This window comes from Neisseria meningitidis (assembly GCF_022869645.1).
Classification (GTDB): Bacteria; Pseudomonadota; Gammaproteobacteria; order Burkholderiales; family Neisseriaceae; genus Neisseria; species Neisseria meningitidis.
The window spans coordinates 215,718-229,806 of the sequence record NZ_CP064367.1 but is presented as its reverse complement, the minus strand read 5'-3'; the positions used below and the strand labels follow the sequence as shown (position 1 = coordinate 229,806).

Here is a 14,089-nt window from a genome sequence, read left to right as displayed (position 1 = left end):
ATAAAATAAAAAACAACAATGGAAAAGTCAGGCATTGTCTATCTGATGAAAACCGTCATCAAGGGCGTGTATAAAATCGGCATTTCGGATGTAAGCAATTTTGAAGGCAGAATGCGCCATTTGGAAAACAACGGTTATGCGAACGTTGCCGGGTTGGAACGCATCCTCGCCGTCAAAACCGACAATTACAAAGAAAAAGAAAACCTGCTCCATGAAATTTTTAGTAAAAGCAGGATAGGCGATACCGAATTGTTCGCCGTGGACGAGAATCTTGTAAAACGTTTGTTTTTATCGCTTCGCGGCGAAATCGTGTTCCCGAAAAACGAAACGGCGGAATCGGAATTTGAAAAAAGCGTCCACGAACGCAGGCAGGAAGGGAATGCCGGATCCGGTCGCAAACAACTGCTTGATTTGGTACGGCGCGGACACCGGGAATACCCTTACGCGCTGCCCCGGCTTTTGGCGGGCGCGGCATCCTACAAGCCGAAAAAATCGAAAATCCGCCTTTTTAAAGAAGCATATTTACGCAAAAGCGGTACGAGGCTGACCGACGAAATTGCAGACGGCATCCATATTTACACCTGTTTTTCGCGGGCGGATTTGGAAAAAGCCTATTCCGAATATTTGGAACTTTTCAAATCCGAATCGGATGCCGAAGGCAGAAAACCACGGTAAGGTGCAAACAGATACCGTACACGTTGAGGAGCAGTATGATGGGCGATTCCGTCATTTATTATGTAGAACAGGCAGACGAACCGGTAAACCGTGCCGGCGAACGCGCCCGTAAAACATTCAAATACTTTTGGCGCGAGCTTTTTTGGGAACGCCGCCGCATCATTCCCGCCTTAGATTTTGCCATGGTCAAAGCCCCTTTTTTCCAAGACGGCGAAGACGGCGAAATTTGCGAACATATGTGGATCGACGATATTTATTTTGACGGTCTTTACATTTACGGTGTGCTGAACAATAAACCCGGCGAACTGACTAATGTCGAACAAGGCGAAAGCATTTGCGTTCCGGTTGACGACATCAGCGACTGGATGTTCGTGTGCAACGGCATTCCCTACGGCGGCTTTACCGTACAGGCAATGCGCGGGCAGATGACGGAAGAGGAGCGCACCGAACACGATGCCGCATGGGGAATCGATTTCGGCGATCCCGGGCAGATATTGCTGGTGTATGAAGAAAAAAGAACATCCCGAAAATCTGGAAGAGCATCCGATGTGCCGGAACTGTATTGACGATTTTCGGCAACAGTTGTCCCAAAACTCGGATTATCTGCGGGAACAGGACGAAGACGGCTATACGCCGCTTCATCATGAAGCCATCGCAGGAAATGCACTTATGGTTCAAGCCATGCTTGAATACGGCGCAAATCCTGCCTCAACGACATCGGAAGGCTATACCGCCCTCGATTTTGCCTGCCTGACGGGCTGGCAAAATGTTGCCGACCTGCTCGAACCGCGACATTAGGCAGACAGTTTTCCGAAAACGAACACAAACACTTTTTACAGAAAGACAATAAAAATGCCCAAAATCACCGTACTTCCACACACGACATTATGCCCCGAGGGTGCAGTCATCGATAACGCACCCGAAGGTAAAACCGTCCTTGACGTGCTGCTCGACCATGATATCGAAGTCGATCACGCCTGCGAAAAATCCTGCGCCTGCACAACCTGCCACGTGATTATCCGCAAAGGTTTCGACAGCCTGGAAGAGCCGACCGAATTGGAAGAAGACCTGCTCGATCAGGCTTGGGGTTTGGAAGCCGATTCGCGCCTGAGTTGTCAGGCGGTTGTCGCCGGCGAAGATTTGATTGTGGAAATCCCCAAATACACCATCAACCACGCGCGCGAAGAACACTGAAAACAGGCCGTCTGAAGCCGGCACGCTTCAGACGGCATTGTTGCGCGGATAAGGCGCAATCGCCCGAAAACAGGCGTTCGTACAGGCGGAACTTTCGATTCTATAGCGAATTAACAAAAATCAGGACAAGGCGGCGAGCCGCAGACAGTACAAATAGTACGGCAAGGCGAGGCAACGCTGTACCGGTTTAAATTTAATTCACTATATATTGATTTTTATCGGTTTTCTGACGGAACGGATTGGTGCGGCATCCGAGGCGGATTACTCGGGCGCGATGCACGGGTATTTATCGGTTTTGCAGCCGGAAAAACCGCCGGCGGGTTACTTTCAGGGCGGCGGTCGGGCGGTATGCCGGATAGCGTTCCACTTTCGCTTCTATATTGATTTTGATTGGTTTTCTGACGGAATGACCCGATGCGGCATCCGGGACGGCTTGTGTTTTTTCCTGTCCGCCTGCCGGATTTTCCTGTCCTTGCGTGAAACCGAAAGAGACGGCGGCGCGGCGGACAAGCTCGAGATAGCGTCCTTCAAGCTCCGGGCAGGCGGCGGACACGCTTTCTGCCGTAACCGTGAAGCCGCCGCCCGACCCGGAAAGGCGTTCCGCAATCTGCGTGTAGATACGCCAACGTTGGGCGCGCAACATTGCCGCATCGCAACCGGCAGCCGCTTTATCCAAGGCAATCAGGCCGCGCCGGTTTTGGTGGTGAAGGCAAACCGTTACTCTGGAGAGGATATGTTGCCCGTCCAATATTTGATACAGTTTGCGTATCAGCAGAATCAGGCGGTCAAACTCCTCCATCTCCGACAGGGAATCAGGATGGTCGGAAGCGGTATAAACCAGTTTGGACAATTTTGCGGCAAACATATTGTTCATCAATCTTCCTTGTCGGTTGAAACCCCGCTCTTCGGGGCGGTAGAATCAGATTTGTTTGGGAGGGACAACTCCTCCCAGATCAGGACGACACATAGGCTGGTGCTTGATGTGTTGTCCGGCGAGTTGAAACATTCAGCCATCCTCAAGGTGCGGCAGTTTTGCCGAAACATATTCTACACGGCTTCAATGCCGGACGATAAAAGGAAATTCATATGAAATGGACCGACACCCGGCGTATCGCCGAAGAACTCTATGACCTGCACGGCGAAACCATCGATCCCAGAACCGTGCGCTTTACCCAACTGCGCGACCTGATTATGGCATTGCCCGAATTTGACGACGACCCCGCCCGTTGCGGCGAACGCATCCTCGAAGCCGTGCAGCAGGCATGGATAGACGAGGCGGAATAAGTTTCGGGAATGCCGTCTGAAATGCGGCGGTACGCGGTTCGTGCTTCTGTTTGCAGCGGGAATGGTTTTACCAGTCTCCTTTTTTCAGCCTGTCCAGTTGGCGGCGGTCGCGCTTGGTCGGTCTGCCGTCGGGATAGGCGGAAGTGATGCGGCTGAATTGGTCGAGCTGTTTGCGCTCTTCCCTCAATGTTGCCGTTTTCGCGTCCTCTTCATACAGAAGCCGCGCCTCGGATGCCGGGCGGCGTTGGTGGTTCAAACCTTTAACCTTGATTTTATAGGGAAGGGAATTGAGCGTCAGGTCGATAATATCGCCGATGTCTATGGTTTTACTGTTTTTGACCTTCGAGCCGTTTACTTGAACCCTACCCAGTTCGATGTGCTTTTGCGCAAGGGAACGGGTCTTGAAAAAACGTGCCGCCCAAAGCCATTTGTCCAGCCGCATGGCGGAAGAATCGTGCTTGTCTTTCATACGATTTTGTTTGAAATAATTGAATTTGTTTCAAGTTTAGCATAAGATACGCCGCCTATAACTAGTATATATGCACTAATCCACTGTTTTCCATGCTGTCCGAACACAAAAAGAGGGTGTGGAAAAGCCGTTTTGGACAATAAATTAACTGCGGAATATGCACAAATAGCGTATGATAGCGGCAGAATCTGTTGATGAGAGCTTCATTCTATGAAACCTGTTTTTTTGGATTTTGAACAACCCATAGCCGAACTGACCAACAAAATCGATGAGCTGCGTTTCGTCCAAGACGAGTCTGCCGTCGATATTTCGGACGAAATACACCGTTTGCAGAAAAAAAGCAACGACCTGACCAAATCGATTTTCAGCAAACTTACGCCCGCCCAGGTTTCACAGGTTTCCCGGCATCCGCAGCGTCCCTATACTTTGGATTACATTGAGGCACTGTTTACTGATTTTGAAGAGCTGCACGGCGACCGCCACTTTGCCGACGATCATGCGATTGTCGGCGGATTGGCGCGTTTCAACGGACAAAGCGTGATGGTCGTCGGGCATCAGAAAGGGCGCGACACCAAAGAAAAAATCCGCCGCAACTTCGGTATGCCGCGCCCCGAGGGCTACCGCAAAGCCCTGCGCCTGATGAAAACGGCAGAAAAATTCGGCTTGCCCGTCATGACCTTTATCGATACACCGGGCGCGTATCCCGGCATCGGCGCGGAAGAACGCGGGCAGTCGGAAGCCATCGGCAAAAACCTGTACGAACTGACACGCCTGCGCGTTCCTGTTTTGTGTACCGTCATCGGCGAAGGCGGTTCGGGCGGTGCGTTGGCGGTCGCCGTGGGCGATTACGTCAATATGCTGCAATACTCGACCTATTCCGTTATTTCCCCCGAAGGCTGCGCTTCGATTTTGTGGAAAACCGCCGAAAAGGCGGCGGATGCGGCTCAGGCTTTGGGCATTACTGCTGACCGCCTGCAAAAGCTGGACTTGGTCGATACCGTCATCAAAGAACCATTGGGCGGCGCGCATCGGGATTTTGGGCAAACCATGAAAAACGTGAAAGCCGTTTTGGAAAAACAACTGCACGAAGCGCAAAGCATCCCGCTTGCCGATTTGCTTTCGCGCCGTTTCGACCGCATTATGGCTTACGGCAAATTTTCGGAACAATAATTCAGGTAGAACAAGCAGCAAGCAGTTTGTCTGAAACTGCTTGCTTTTTCTTTATCGGGACGGAACCGTGCTGACTTTAGATGCGTTTGAGCAATGCTTGAAGGATTGTTTTCCTCAAGGTCTGAATGGAAAAAAAACAGCGGTGGCATTAAGCGGCGGCTTGGATTCCGTCGTTTTGCTGCATCTGCTTGTCCGCGCCGGAAAAAAGGGCGGTTTTATTCCGGATGCATTGCATATCCATCACGGCTTGAGTCCCCGTGCCGACGATTGGGCAGATTTCTGCCAAAACTATTGCGATATGCTCGGGGTGGGGCTGGAAACGGTTAAGGTCTGCGTGGAAAAAAACGGTTTGGGCATCGAGGCGGCGGCGCGGCAAAAGCGTTATGCCGCGTTTGCCGAAAAAGGCTTTGACGTTTTGGCGTTGGCGCACCACAGGGACGATCAAATCGAAACCTTTATGCTGGCAGTCGCTCGCGGCGGCGGTTTGCGCGCTTTGGCGGCTATGCCCACCGTCCGCCCTTTTGGGGAAAAAGGCATCATCTGGCGGCCTTTGCTGCCTTTTTCGCGCCAAGACATATGGGATTATGCCCAAAAACACGGTTTGCCGAATATCGAGGACGAAAGCAATAGCGATACGGCTTATTTGCGAAACCGCTTCCGGCACCGTATTTTGCCCGAACTTTCGGCGCAGATTCCCCATTTCGGGCGGCATGTACTGAACAATGTCCGCGCTTTGCAGGAAGATTTGGCTTTGTTGGACGAAATCATCGGTCAGGACTGCCGTTGGGTCTGTGAGGAAGGCAGTTTCGATACGGTGCGTTGGCAGGCGTTTTCCCCACGCCGGAAAACCCATATTTTGCGGTATTTTTTGAAGGAAAACGGCATCCCCATGCCGAATCAGAATGCCCTTGCCGACATTGCCCGGGTTTTGACGGAGGCAAAAACCGGACGTTGGAACTTGCAAGGCTTTGAATTGCATCATTATGCAGGCAGGCTGTTTGTGTTCCGACTGGAAAAAACGGATAAACTGCGGTTTTTGAAAGACAGGCAGATAAGCGGAAATTTAAGGGAAATATTGACGGGGCAGGGATTTGTTTTAAAACGTCATCCGTTTGGGCTTCCTGAGCATCTTTTGGAGCAGGACGGAATTTTGAGGACGGTAGCGGTATCGGATACGTTGGCTGTCGGCGGCATCCATAAGGATGTGAAAAAAATCCTTCAGGGGAAACGGGTTTTGCCTGTCCTGCGCCCAATTTGGCCGCTTGTTGCCGACAGCGGAAACCGTCCATTGGCGTTGGCAAACTGTTGTGCGGATTTCCAATACTCGGTTTCAGACGGCATTTTGCCCGTCCATCCTGACTTTCCCATTTTATTTTGATAATATCGCAAACAGATTTCGGCGGCGTTCAGACGGGTATTGTCCGGTTGCATATTTCTAAAAGGCTTGTGAAGTGAAACACATCAGTTCGACCAATAATGAACACATCCGGCACCTGCACCGCCTGTTGTCGCAAGGAAAGTTCAGACGGCAATACGCCCAAACCGTTTTGGAGGGCGTGCACCTGCTTCAGGTTTTCCTGCAATCCGGCAGAAAACCGGTCGGGGTATATATTCCCGAGGGCAAAATGCCGTCTGAAGAAGTCCGCAGGCTGAGGGCGGTTGTGCCGGAAGGCAAGGTTTTTTCCGTTTCAGACGGCATATTGAAAAAAATCAGCAGCTTGACTTGTGCGGATGATGTGCTTGCGCTGATTGATATTCCGGATGCGGGTGCTTTGCCTGCCGGCGGCGACTGCGTGGTTTTGGACGGCGTGCAAGACCCGGGCAATGTCGGCACGGTGTTGCGGAGCGCGGCGGCGGCAGGGGTAGGTACGGTCGTTTTGGGCAGGGGTTCAGCGGATGTTTGGTCGCCCAAGGTATTGCGCGCGGGGATGGGCGCGCATTTCTTGTTGGACATTTATTCGCAGGCGGATTTGGAAATATGGTTGGCGAGCTATAAAGGCCGTGTGTTTGCCACCGCCTTGCGAGAGGAAAAGCAGGCGGTTTTGTACGGCGAAGATTTGTGCGAACCGACAGCCTGGGTGTTTGGCAACGAAGGCGCGGGGGTCGGTAAAGCGGTTTTGGACAGGGCGGACAAGTGTGTCAGGATTCCGATGCACGATGCAACCGAGTCTTTAAATGTCGCGATGGCGGCGACAATCTGCCTGTTTGAACAGATGCGGCAGCGGTCGGCGTATTGAGGAAAAGAAATGCCGTCTGAAAAAATCTATTACGGCGTATTGATTTTCTTATGTATCGCTTCTATGCTGCTGTCGCCGTTTTTTTATGCGGGTGCTTTGAAGCCCAAGAAGGCGGCATTGCGGAAGGACGGGCAGTGGAAACTCATCTTATTGTCCAATACCGTGGCGGCGGCGGTTTTGTTTTGGATGTGGTGGAAATGGTTTTGACAGATATTGCTCAAAATTGGGTTAATGGAATCCGAACAAATAAATAATTTGGTAAAAAATTTGTTAAATCAATGGATTAAAGTTTTTCGGGAAACAAAACAGCTCTAAGCAAATAGGGCGTTTGTCGGTAAATACGGAAGAGTTGCGGCATTATCGGGCATCTTTAACAAGTAGTGCCGGCTTGGCAGGCAATTGGTTTTTATGGGCAGCTTGCAAAATCGCGGATATAAAATTGCGAATCGGTTAAAGTGTGGGGACGCTATGAAAAATTGCGAATTTTTTTATGACCCGACAAGGGCAATCTATGATAGCGGTGCAGATTATTTAACCAGAGAAAAACATAGATTAGTCGTAATTGCAAATAGTGCTTGGGGGCTATTGCTTAATTTATCTTGTTATTATGACGAGGTTTTGGAAAAGCGGAAAATACCGTTCGGCAAACAGGAAATTGATGACGATATGGACAAAGTGTCCGCCCTTAAGCGGAAGTTTAAAGATATTTCTGAAATCAAAGTAGGGGATGGTTGGGAATACCCGTTCAATTATGAGCAGGGAATGAAAGAATTAGATGAAGTGCTATTGAAATACATTCCCTTTTTTGAAGAAGAACGATAAAGGAGGTTGATATGCGCGTATCTAAAATAATTGGAAGTATGTTGCTTGTTACAGCGGTTCAGACCGTATTTTCGGCAAATGTTTACGCGTGCCGCCATAATGGTAAAACCAGTTACAGCCAAACTCCGGGAAAACATTGTACCAACGCGGGTTTGGGGCGGGACCTGGTGTACAGTTCGGTTAGACCGGCAGTAAAAGACAGGGCGGAAGACGCAGGGGTCGGCGATTATTCGGACACGGTGAGGGACGAACACGTCCAAAATCCGAGAGAGAATACGCATAAGGATGCTTCGAATACCGGTGCAAAGACGCATTGATTGAAACCGAATCAGCCATGACGGCGTTGAATAATAGAATTTGAACGATTAGGGAACTCTGATGAAACACATCCACATTATCGGTATCGGCGGCACGTTTATGGGTGGGATTGCCGCCATTGCCAAAGAAGCAGGGTTTGAAGTCAGCGGTTGCGATGCGAAGATGTATCCGCCGATGAGCACCCAGCTCGAAGCCTTGGGCATAGGCGTGTATGAAGGCTTCGACACCGCGCAGTTGGACGAATTTAAAGCCGACGTTTACGTTATCGGCAATGTCGCCAAGCGCGGGATGGATGTGGTTGAAGCGATTTTGAACCGTGGGCTGCCTTATATTTCCGGCCCGCAATGGCTGGCTGAAAACGTGCTGCACCATCATTGGGTACTCGGCGTGGCGGGGACGCACGGCAAAACGACCACCGCGTCTATGCTCGCGTGGGTTTTGGAATATGCCGGACTCGCACCGGGCTTCCTTATCGGCGGCGTACCGGAAAACTTCAGCGTTTCCGCCCGCCTGCCGCAAACGCCGCGCCAAGACCCGAACAGCCAATCGCCGTTTTTCGTCATTGAAGCCGACGAATACGACACCGCGTTTTTCGACAAACGCTCCAAATTCGTGCATTACCGTCCGCGTACCGCCGTGTTGAACAATCTGGAATTCGACCACGCCGACATCTTCGCCGATTTGGGCGCGATACAGACCCAGTTCCACCACCTCGTGCGTACCGTGCCGTCTGAAGGCCTCATCGTCTGCAACGGACGGCAGCAAAGCCTGCAAGACACTTTGGACAAAGGCTGCTGGACGCCGGTGGAAAAATTCGGCACGGAACACGGCTGGCAGGCCGGCGAAGCCAATGCCGATGGCTCGTTCGACGTGTTGCTTGACGGCAAAAAAGCCGGACACGTCGCTTGGAGTTTGATGGGCGGACACAACCGCATGAACGCGCTCGCCGTCATCGCCGCCGCGCGTCATGCCGGAGTCGACATTCAGACGGCCTGCGAAGCCTTGAGCACGTTTAAAAACGTCAAACGCCGCATGGAAATCAAAGGCACGGCAAACGGTATCACCGTTTACGACGACTTCGCCCACCATCCGACCGCTATCGAAACCACGATTCAAGGTTTGCGCCAGCGCGTCGGCGGCGCGCGCATCCTCGCCGTCCTCGAACCGCGTTCCAATACGATGAAGCTGGGTACGATGAAAGCCGCCCTGCCCGCAAGCCTCAAAGAAGCCGACCAAGTGTTCTGCTACGCCGGCGGCGCGGACTGGGACGTTGCCGAAGCCCTCGCGCCTTTGGGCGGCAGGCTGCACGTCGGCAAAGACTTCGATGCCTTCGTTGCCGAAATCGTGAAAAACGCCGAAGCAGGCGACCATATTTTGGTGATGAGCAACGGCGGTTTCGGCGGAATACACACCAAACTGCTGGACGCTTTGAGATAGCCCGGGCGATGCCGTCTGAAAGCCCTTCAGACGGCATCGCCCGGCTGCGCGGCACAAAGGCGGAAAAACCGTTTGCCCCGTATTTTCAAACGCGTTACACTTGCCGCCGCTGTTTTCAGCCATTTGATTACCCGCAACCGCCGTCATTGCGCCGGCGGTCTGCACGTCAGCGTCATTGCGCCGCTGTAAATACGAAAGAACACATTATGACCGTATCCCCCGTAGCCTTGCGCCGCAAGACCGAGTGCAAGCCGCATCCCACCGCGCGCTATTGGAAAAAATGCGATGTCGAAGCCCTGTTCGGACTTCCCTTCCTCGACCTCATTTACCAAGCCGCCGAAATCCACCGCCAAAATTTCAACCCGCGCGAAATCCAGCTTTCCACGCTGTTGTCCATCAAAACCGGCGGTTGTCCCGAAGATTGCGCCTACTGTCCGCAATCGGCGCACCACAACACCAATCTGGGCAAAGAGCAGATGATGGATGTGGATGAAATCGTCGAAAAAGCCAAAATCGCCAAATCGCGCGGCGCAAGCCGGTTTTGTATGGGCGCGGCATGGCGCGGCCCCAAACCCAAAGACGTGGAGACGGTTTCCGCAATCATCAAAGCCGTCAAGGGCTTGGGTATGGAAACCTGCGGCACGTTCGGTATGCTCGAAGAAGGTATGGCGGAAGACTTGAAAGAGGCGGGCTTGGATTATTACAACCACAACCTCGACACCGACCCCGACCGCTACAACGACATCATCCATACACGCCGGCATGAAGACCGTATGGACACCTTGGGCAAAGTCCGCAACGCCGGTTTGAAAGTCTGCTGCGGCGGCATCGTCGGGATGAACGAAACTCGTGCCGAACGCGCCGGGCTGATTGCCAGCCTCGCCAACCTCGACCCGCAGCCCGAAAGCGTGCCGATTAACCGGTTGGTCAAAGTGGAAGGCACGCCGCTTGACGATGCCGAAGATTTGGACTGGACGGAATTTGTTCGCACCATCGCCGTGGCGCGGATTACGATGCCGCAAAGTTATGTCCGGCTGTCGGCAGGGCGCAGCAATATGCCGGAAGCGATGCAGGCGATGTGCTTTATGGCGGGCGCGAATTCGATTTTTTACGGCGACAAGCTGTTGACCACAGGCAATCCGGACGAAGACGGCGACAGAATCCTGATGGAAAAGCTTAACCTGTATCCCTTACAGTTTGAGCTGGAAGGCGAGGTCGCCGAAGTGGAAAAAGCCTCGGGGATTAAAGTGGATTATTGACGATTGCAAAATGCCGTCTGAAACCCGGAAAAAGGCTTTCAGACGGCATTTGTTCGGACGGTATTTCCAATATCTTTTTACCGGCGCGTGATGTTGCCGTCGGGCGAGACATCCAGCCCGTTCCCGTTGGGGAAATCGCTGCGGTTCAGATAAATAATCCGCCCGATAACGGTTTTCTCGGGGTCGATTTTGGGGATTTTATCGTCGGCTTGGGTAATAGGGATGATAGTTCCGGAAATAAATTTACCCTGTTTGTCGGTGATAATTTTGAAAATCGGCGCAATGCCGCTGATGCCGGAGGTGTTGATTGCGCCGTAGGTGGCAAAGTTGCCGCCGCTGTAGGAGATGAAGCGGTCGCGGTAAAGTTCGACGGCGCGTGTAACGTGCGGCCCCTGCCCGAATACGACATCCGCGCCGGAATCGACGGCAAGCCGCGCAAACTCAACGACGTTGCCCCTGTTTTCCCCATAGAAGATTTCGGTATCGAACGGCAGGTGTTCCGCCTGTTTCCCTTCTGCGCCGCCGTGGAACATCACAATAACGATCTCGGCTTTTTGTTTGGTTTTGGCAATCAGTTTTTTGACTTTGGCATAGTCGTTCAGTTTGACGGCGGCAAGGTTGGGGGCGAAGGAGACGAAGCCGGATCTTACGCCGTTTTTCTTCAGGATGGCGGTTTCAAACCTGTTTTCGATGCCCGAATATTTGATGTTCAATTCGTCAAGGTTCGCCCTTTATGCCGTTTCCGCACCGCAAACCGCCGGGGTCAAGCCCTCGGCGCATCCTGCCGGAACGGAATCCCCGTGCTGCCGATTGACGGTTCAAACCCCGCGCCCGTTTCAAATACCGGCGATGTGGACGGACAGGATGCGCCTGACGAAAAGACAGCCGATACCGTTTCCATTATCGGCGTGGGCGACATTATGCTCGGCAGCAATTATCCGGTCGATTACCTGCCCGATACCAATATTCTGAAAAACGTCGAATCTGCCTTGCAAGACGCGGACATTACCGTCGGCAACCTCGAAGGCACGCTGTTTGACGAAGGCGGTACGCCGAAAAAATGTGCAACCCCCCAAAATATGCTATGCATTCCGAACGCCCTCCGCATACGGGCAATACCTTGCCGACGCGGGATTCGACTACCTCAGCTTCACCAACAACCACAGCAACGACTTCGGCGCGCAAGGCATCACGGCAACGGCGGCGAGCGGCAGCTCTTTTACATACTCGATCGCGCTAAAGCCGCTGCCGATAACGAGGCCAAAATTGCGGAAAATACCGCCATCGCCCAGATAAATTTGTCCATCATCAGACCTTTACTGTTCAGACGAGACAGCATTTGCCGCACGTTTTGGGGCTTATCTTTCGATTTGCGCTACGTCGCGCACCGCGCCTTTGTCGGCGGAAGTCGCCATCGCGCCGTAAGCTCTTAATGCGGCGGAGACGTAGCGGTCGCGGTTTTCCGGTTTCCACGCTTTGCTGCCGCGTGCTTCCATTTCGGCACGGCGGGCGGCGAGTTCTTCGTCGGAAATGACAAGGCGGATGCTGCGGTTGGGGATGTCGATTTCGACGGTATCGCCTTCGTGTACCAAACCGATCGCGCCACCTTCCGCCGCTTCGGGCGAGGCGTGTCCGATGGACAAACCTGATGTGCCGCCGGAGAAGCGTCCGTCGGTTAAGAGAGCGCAGGCTTTGCCGAGGCCTTTAGATTTCAGGTAGGAAGTCGGATACAGCATTTCCTGCATGCCCGGGCCGCCTTTCGGGCCTTCGTAGCGGATGATGACGATGTCGCCGGCGACGATTTGGTTGCCCAAAATGCCTTCTACTGCGTCTTCTTGGCTTTCAAACACGCGGGCGCGGCCGGTGAATTTGAGGATGCTCTCGTCCACGCCTGCGGTTTTTACCACGCAGCCGCGCTCGGCGATGTTGCCGAACAAGACCGCCAAACCGCCGTCTTGCGAGTAGGCGTGTGCCACGTCGCGGATACAGCCTTTTTCGCGGTCGAGGTCGAGGGTTTTCCACATACGGTTTTGCGAGAACGCTTGGGTGGTGCGTACGCCGCCGGGCGCGGCTTTGAAGCGTTCGATGGCGTGGGTGTTTTCAGGGTTGGTTACGTCCCATTTTTCAATCGCGTCTTTCAGCGTCGGCGCGTGGATAGTGTGCACGTCGGTGTGCAGCTTGCCCGCTTTGTCCAATTCTTTCAGGATGGCGAAGATGCCGCCGGCTCGGTGCACGTCTTCCATATAGTAGTCGTGGTTGTTGGGTGCGGTTTTGCAGATGCAGGGCACAACGCGGCTTAAGCGGTCGATGTCTGCCATTTTGAAATCCACGCCCGCTTCGTTGGCAACGGCGAGTAAATGCAAAATAGTGTTGGTGCTGCCGCCCATGGCAATGTCCATGGTCATAGCGTTTTCAAACGCTTTTTTGGTGGCAATGCTGCGCGGTAACACGGTTTCATCGTTTTGCTCGTAATAGCGTTTGGTGATTTCGACAATCATACGGCCGGCTTCGAGGAACAGTTCTTTGCGGCCGACGTGGGTGGCGAGGTAAGAACCGTTGCCCGGCAGGGACAGCCCGAGTGCTTCGGTCAGGCAGTTCATCGAGTTTGCCGTAAACATACCCGAACACGAGCCGCAGGTCGGGCAGGCGTTTTGTTCGACTTCTTCAACTTGCCGGTTGCTGATATTGTCGTCCGCCGATTCAATCATCGCGTCAATCAAGTCCAAACGGCGTTCGGGCTGGATGTTTGCCACGCCGATAACTTTACCTGCTTCCATCGGACCGCCGGAAACGAAGATGGTCGGGATGTTCAGGCGCATCGCGGCAATCAGCATGCCCGGGGTGATTTTGTCGCAGTTGGAAATGCACACCAGCGCGTCGGCGCAGTGGGCATTGACCATATATTCGATGGAGTCGGCAATCAAATCGCGGCTGGGCAGGGAATACAGCATACCGCTGTGTCCCATAGCGATGCCGTCGTCGATGGCGATGGTGTTGAATTCTTTGGCGATGGCGCCGGCTTTTTCGATTTCGCGGGCAACCAGCTGGCCCATATTGTGCAGGTGGACATGACCTGGCACGAATTGGGTGAACGAGTTGGCAACGGCGATAATCGGTTTGCCGAAGTCGGTTTCCATCACGCCGGTGGCGCGCCACAACGCGCGCGCGCCCGCCATATTGCGACCGTGGGTGGAGGTTTTGGAGCGGTATTCTGGCATAGTGTG

At 53.1% G+C, this 14,089-nt stretch carries 16 protein-coding genes and 1 pseudogene; 13 read left to right on the top strand and 4 right to left on the bottom strand.

Going from position 1 to position 14,089, the window contains the following annotated elements:
- The first annotated feature begins 18 nt into the window (after positions 1-18).
- The 3 genes and pseudogenes from IUJ45_RS01090 (at position 19) to fdx (ending at position 1,869) form a co-directional block, all read left to right on the top strand.
- Positions 19-675, top strand: a complete 657-nt coding sequence (locus tag IUJ45_RS01090) for a GIY-YIG nuclease family protein (protein ID WP_002236974.1) — start codon at positions 19-21, stop codon at positions 673-675.
- 35 nt (positions 676-710) lie between these two features.
- A pseudogene (locus IUJ45_RS01085) lies at positions 711-1,473 on the top strand (DUF2314 domain-containing protein).
- Positions 1,474-1,527: 54 nt separating this feature from the next.
- Complete coding sequence (fdx, locus tag IUJ45_RS01080) at positions 1,528-1,869, top strand: ISC system 2Fe-2S type ferredoxin (protein ID WP_002217209.1); 342 nt, start codon at positions 1,528-1,530, stop codon at positions 1,867-1,869.
- A 286-nt stretch (positions 1,870-2,155) separates the two neighbouring features.
- On the opposite strand, the gene IUJ45_RS01075 is transcribed toward fdx, so the two are convergent.
- Complete coding sequence (locus tag IUJ45_RS01075; RefSeq protein WP_002246194.1) at positions 2,156-2,743, bottom strand: hypothetical protein; 588 nt, start codon at positions 2,741-2,743, stop codon at positions 2,156-2,158.
- Positions 2,744-2,955: 212 nt separating this feature from the next.
- Here IUJ45_RS01075 and iscX point away from each other — a divergent pair, with 212 nt between their 5' ends.
- Positions 2,956-3,153 (top strand): Fe-S cluster assembly protein IscX, encoded by a 198-nt coding sequence (gene iscX, locus IUJ45_RS01070; RefSeq protein ID WP_002213567.1) that lies wholly within the window; start codon positions 2,956-2,958, stop codon positions 3,151-3,153.
- A gap of 67 nt (positions 3,154-3,220) precedes the next feature.
- Here iscX and IUJ45_RS01065 read toward each other — a convergent pair whose 3' ends face one another.
- Entirely contained in the window at positions 3,221-3,622 is a 402-nt protein-coding gene (locus tag IUJ45_RS01065; protein ID WP_002217207.1) for an RNA-binding S4 domain-containing protein, read from the bottom strand.
- A 210-nt stretch (positions 3,623-3,832) separates the two neighbouring features.
- Here IUJ45_RS01065 and IUJ45_RS01060 point away from each other — a divergent pair, with 210 nt between their 5' ends.
- The 8 genes from IUJ45_RS01060 to bioB all read left to right on the top strand — a co-directional run bounded on the left by IUJ45_RS01060 (position 3,833) and on the right by bioB (position 10,865).
- Positions 3,833-4,792 (top strand): acetyl-CoA carboxylase carboxyltransferase subunit alpha, encoded by a 960-nt coding sequence (locus IUJ45_RS01060; protein WP_002217206.1) that lies wholly within the window; start codon positions 3,833-3,835, stop codon positions 4,790-4,792.
- A 67-nt stretch (positions 4,793-4,859) separates the two neighbouring features.
- Positions 4,860-6,170, top strand: a complete 1,311-nt coding sequence (gene tilS / locus IUJ45_RS01055; RefSeq protein ID WP_002233875.1) for a tRNA lysidine(34) synthetase TilS — start codon at positions 4,860-4,862, stop codon at positions 6,168-6,170.
- Between the two features lie 73 nt (positions 6,171-6,243).
- On the top strand, positions 6,244-7,029 hold the full coding sequence (locus tag IUJ45_RS01050) for a TrmH family RNA methyltransferase (RefSeq protein ID WP_002217202.1): 786 nt from the start codon (positions 6,244-6,246) through the stop codon (positions 7,027-7,029).
- A gap of 9 nt (positions 7,030-7,038) precedes the next feature.
- Positions 7,039-7,236, top strand: coding sequence for a hypothetical protein (locus tag IUJ45_RS01045; protein ID WP_002213562.1), 198 nt, complete (start codon positions 7,039-7,041; stop codon positions 7,234-7,236).
- 261 nt (positions 7,237-7,497) lie between these two features.
- A complete protein-coding gene (locus tag IUJ45_RS01040; RefSeq protein WP_002217201.1) occupies positions 7,498-7,851 on the top strand; it encodes a hypothetical protein in 354 nt (117 codons plus the stop codon).
- Between the two features lie 11 nt (positions 7,852-7,862).
- On the top strand, positions 7,863-8,168 hold the full coding sequence (locus tag IUJ45_RS01035) for a hypothetical protein (protein WP_002213559.1): 306 nt from the start codon (positions 7,863-7,865) through the stop codon (positions 8,166-8,168).
- Between the two features lie 61 nt (positions 8,169-8,229).
- Entirely contained in the window at positions 8,230-9,606 is a 1,377-nt protein-coding gene (gene mpl / locus IUJ45_RS01030; protein ID WP_002246195.1) for a UDP-N-acetylmuramate:L-alanyl-gamma-D-glutamyl-meso-diaminopimelate ligase, read from the top strand.
- Between the two features lie 206 nt (positions 9,607-9,812).
- A complete protein-coding gene (gene bioB, locus IUJ45_RS01025) occupies positions 9,813-10,865 on the top strand; it encodes a biotin synthase BioB (RefSeq protein ID WP_002222463.1) in 1,053 nt (350 codons plus the stop codon).
- Positions 10,866-10,942: 77 nt separating this feature from the next.
- On the opposite strand, the gene IUJ45_RS01020 is transcribed toward bioB, so the two are convergent.
- Positions 10,943-11,578, bottom strand: coding sequence for a CapA family protein (locus IUJ45_RS01020; RefSeq protein WP_002246196.1), 636 nt, complete (start codon positions 11,576-11,578; stop codon positions 10,943-10,945).
- Between the two features lie 87 nt (positions 11,579-11,665).
- Here IUJ45_RS01020 and IUJ45_RS11110 point away from each other — a divergent pair, with 87 nt between their 5' ends.
- A complete protein-coding gene (locus IUJ45_RS11110; RefSeq protein WP_425312876.1) occupies positions 11,666-12,298 on the top strand; it encodes a hypothetical protein in 633 nt (210 codons plus the stop codon).
- Here the strand turns inward: IUJ45_RS11110 and ilvD are convergent.
- Positions 12,224-14,083, bottom strand: coding sequence for a dihydroxy-acid dehydratase (gene ilvD, locus IUJ45_RS01005; RefSeq protein WP_002236978.1), 1,860 nt, complete (start codon positions 14,081-14,083; stop codon positions 12,224-12,226). The genes IUJ45_RS11110 and ilvD overlap by 75 nt on opposite strands.
- Between the last annotated feature and the right edge of the window lie 6 nt (positions 14,084-14,089).